This window comes from Mesorhizobium sp. M4A.F.Ca.ET.022.05.2.1 (genome assembly GCF_003998845.1).
Taxonomy (GTDB): domain Bacteria; phylum Pseudomonadota; class Alphaproteobacteria; order Rhizobiales; family Rhizobiaceae; genus Mesorhizobium.
This window is the reverse complement of record NZ_RZOJ01000715.1, coordinates 1-1,336: the sequence shown is the minus strand read 5'-3', so window position 1 is coordinate 1,336 and position 1,336 is coordinate 1. Positions and strand designations below refer to the sequence as shown.

Genomic DNA, 1,336 nt, shown 5'->3' with positions numbered 1-1,336 from the left:
CCTGCCGGTGTCCAGCCGATAGATGGGTAACAGTTTGAACCGGATACATAGGTAACAGTTCTCCCCCTATTTGTCCGCTGCAGCGCCAAGCGGATTGGTTAGCGCGGCGCTGCAGCGGACAAGCGTCATACGCCTTGTGTCGATGATGCCGAGCTGGTGTGCATGGAAGGAAAGAGCCCATTGACCATCCTCGGTTTGGGCGGCCGCGACAGCTTCACCAACCAGTGCCTGCGAGACATAGACGAAGCCGCCGTTCCACCTGATCTCGCCATTGTGGCGTACATGACGGACCGCGGCCTCGGCCGGATAATCAGGCTCGGGCGGCATCGTCGGCATGGCGCGCCGGGAGGATCTGTAATGCTGGGCTGGAGTGTCCATGCCTAGCGCCTCATGGGGACGTTCTTCATTGTAGCTGCGCCGGAAGGCCTCGAAGGCGTGGCCCTGGGCCGCCCTGTCGGCCTCCGGTGCCTCGGCCAGCGGCAACAGGGTCAGATGAAAGCGCTCGTGGCGCCCGTTCTGCTGGGGTTTGCCGGGCGCGATCCGCTCCAGGGCGATGCCGAGTTTGATGAAGCGCACCGCAAGCGGTGTCAGCCCGGTGACACCGGCCGACGCGAAGGGCGGGCCATTGTCGCTTCGGAACCGGTCCGGCAGGCCATGCTCCTCAAACAGCCGCTCGAATACCGGCCAGGCCTCGGCATCCGCCGTCGAGCCGGTCGCTTCGAGCGCCAGCAAGTAGCGGCTCGACGCATCCATCACCGTCAACGGTTCGCAACGCCACCCGTCACGGGTCCGGAACCAGCCCTTGTGATCGCCGGTCCACACCGCGTTCGGCCCTTGCGGCTCCGGCCAAGGTCCATTGCCGCAGGCCCGCAGCCGGGTCCGCTTGCGGGCGCTGACAAGCCCATGCCGTGCAAGGATAGCGCCTGCCGTCGAGGCCGACGGCCAGATCAAGTCGGGAGCCGCGCGCTTGAGCCGCGCCACGATCTTCTTGGGCCCCCACAGCGGATGCGTCTCCTTCGCCGCCACGATCCGCTCGACAAGATCAAGGGCTGTCGCACGGCCATGATTGAGCGGCGCTCGCGGCCGATCGTGCAAACCTTCCGGGCCAAACTCCCGGTAGCGACCCAGCCATTTATAGCCGATCTTGCGCGAAATTCCGTAGGCCGCACAAAGCTCGCTCATCGTCTCTTCGCCAGAAAGGCAATCCACTACAAAACGAAGCCGCTCGTCCATGATGCCAGTCTCTCGCCAAACCATCGCCGGGTCCTCCGGCGAGGGAGAAAACTGTCACCTATGCAATCGGTCCATTCTGTTACCTATCTATCCGGTTCGGACA

The 1,336-nt window shown here is 64.1% G+C and carries 1 protein-coding gene; it reads right to left on the bottom strand.

Annotated elements, in window-relative coordinates; genetic code table 11:
* Nucleotides 1–66 precede the first annotated feature (66 nt).
* Nucleotides 67–1,257: an integrase core domain-containing protein gene (locus EN745_RS34830; RefSeq protein ID WP_126056960.1), complete on the bottom strand. Its 1,191-nt coding sequence runs from the start codon at nucleotides 1,255–1,257 to the stop codon at nucleotides 67–69.
* Nucleotides 1,258–1,336 lie beyond the last annotated feature (79 nt).

What these genes read in the sequence shown, in the direction of transcription:
- EN745_RS34830 (WP_126056960.1), bottom strand. Translation starts at nt 1,257, where the DNA reads ATGGTTTGGCGAGAGACTGGCATCATGGACGAGCGGCTTCGTTTTGTA.